Source organism: Scandinavium sp., assembly GCF_036271055.1.
Lineage (GTDB): Bacteria > Pseudomonadota > Gammaproteobacteria > Enterobacterales > Enterobacteriaceae > Scandinavium.
In genome coordinates this window covers 1-1,974 of the sequence record NZ_DATBBJ010000026.1, presented here as the reverse complement: position 1 = coordinate 1,974, position 1,974 = coordinate 1, and the positions used below count along the sequence as shown (strand labels likewise).

Sequence of the window (1,974 nt, the reverse complement as noted above, 5' to 3'; positions counted from 1 at the left end):
TCGGCGTGGTGATCGTCTGCGTGGCATTGGCAACGACCATGGTGGTGAGGATGGCGACAGCGGTAGCCAAAAGGATAACTAACGGTCGTGAGTGTTTCTGGATTCGCATTTTAATAGCTTTCATTTTGTTCGGGTTTTTCTATGTGTTGGCCGCGAGGATTGCTTGCTCCTGCGTCGTGTTAAACGGTCCCCGCGATTGTTTGGCCTCAGTGCTGCAGGTTCAAGCTTCGTAGTGACAAATGAACTGGAGCAAATCACCGTCGACATCCCCCGGCAGTTCGCTGAGGCCGGATCAGAAAGCTGCCCGTCGCCGGCTCATCATTGCGGGTATCGTTGGCAATGCCCTGGAGTGGTACGACTTTGCTATTTATGGATATTTCGCGGCAATTATCGGTAAACATTTTTTCCCAGCACGCGATGTAGTTGGGGCAACCCTCAATGCCTACGGAGCGTTTGCCGCAGGATTTTTAATGAGACCGATAGGCGGCCTCCTTTTCGGTCACATCGGCGACCGCGCCAGTCGGCGACTGGCTCTGATGCTCTCGGTGCTGGCCATGGCGATTCCAACTTTTTTAATCGGCGTGCTCCCAGATTATGTGCAGATCGGCATCACTGCAACCGTGCTGATGGTTGTTCTGCGTATGATCCAGGGACTCTCAGTGGGAGGCGAATACACGACATCAGTGGTATTGCTGGTGGAATGGGCGGAGCCGCGACGACGTGGCTTTATGGGAAGCTGGAGCGTCTTCGGCGCGGTCGCGGGAATTCTACTGGGTTCGGCAGCCGCCACTTTAATTAACGTAACCTTTTCGCCTTCAGACGTGGAAACATGGGCATGGCGAATACCGTTTCTGGGCGGATTAATAGTTGGGCTGCTCGGATTTTACATCCGGCAGCACATCGCCGATGTGCCCATGCCTGCTGTACCGAGGGAAAAGCTGCCTGGACCGCCGGTAGTTGAAGCGTTTCGCGGTCACTGGTGGGAGATGTTGCAGGTGGGCGGGTGGGCGATGCTCAATGGTGTGAGCTTTTACATGATTTTTGTTTACGTGGTTACCTACCTGCAACAGGTGGTGCACATCTCGGCAAAAGAAGCGCTTACCATTAACACCGCAAACATGATGGTTATGCTTTTGCTCATTCCGATCGCAGGCGCAACATCTGACCGCCTGGGGCGCAAGCCACTGCTTGTTGGATCGACACTGGGTCTGATGGTCTTTGCGCGGCCTCTATTCTGGATGCTGAGTCGTCAAAGCTCGAGCGAGATTCTTCTCGGTCAACTCGGGTTTGCATTGTTGATGGGGGTATTTCTTGGGATCGGTGCGCCAATGATGGCCCAGATTTTTCGCGCCGAGGTTCGCTGCAGTGCGCTCGCCATTGCCTATAACGTCTCCCTTACCGTTTTTGGTGGAACGACGCCCGCGGTATGCGCTTATCTGGTCGCCCATACGCACAACAATTTTGCGCCGGCATTTTATCTAATGGTTGTGGCAGCGGCTTCATCTGCGGTGATATTGACCATAAAAGAACCGCCGAGGTCGCAGAACCCCCGTTTGATTCGCAATTAGGCTGTGCCCAGACCGGTTGATTGCGTCAGGCGAAGGCCAGACTCACGTTCGACTCTGAATAGCCGCTTCAAGTTCCACAAACGCAGTCAGCTTTTTATCCGCACGCACGATGAAGCGTTGACCGTCGCCGCGATGAGCGTCAGCAATCCAGATTGTTCGCCCTTCACGATCCACGGCTGAGACCCAGCCCTAACTCCAACCGGCTTTGCTCAGATTGTCAGCGATGATTGCCCAGTACTTTAAAAAAGCGCCGTGTGTCCACTCAATGGTTTGGCTCAGAAGTATTACTTCCCAAGCACGGCGCGCACTCTGCGTTTGGCGATTGCCTTTTTAAACTGATCGTAGTCGCTTTCGGTTTGGTCAGCGTAAAGTCTAGCAAACTTTGCCAGGGCATTGTCTAAAGCGG

2 protein-coding genes are annotated in these 1,974 nt (G+C 53.8%); one reads left to right on the top strand and one right to left on the bottom strand.

Features of this window, described 5'->3' with window-relative positions; all coding sequences use genetic code 11:
* Positions 1–239 precede the first annotated feature (239 nt).
* Entirely contained in the window at positions 240–1,568 is a 1,329-nt protein-coding gene (locus VH187_RS02995; RefSeq protein ID WP_329699999.1) for an MFS transporter, read from the top strand.
* A gap of 42 nt (positions 1,569–1,610) precedes the next feature.
* Here the strand turns inward: VH187_RS02995 and VH187_RS02990 are convergent, their stop codons facing one another.
* Positions 1,611–1,742 (bottom strand): hypothetical protein, encoded by a 132-nt coding sequence (locus VH187_RS02990; RefSeq protein WP_329699998.1) that lies wholly within the window; start codon positions 1,740–1,742, stop codon positions 1,611–1,613.
* Positions 1,743–1,974: the final 232 nt, after the last annotated feature.

Coding starts and splice junctions, on each gene's coding strand:
- VH187_RS02995 (WP_329699999.1), top strand. CDS start 240: ATGAACTGGAGCAAATCACCGTCGACATCCCCCGGCAGTTCGCTGAGG.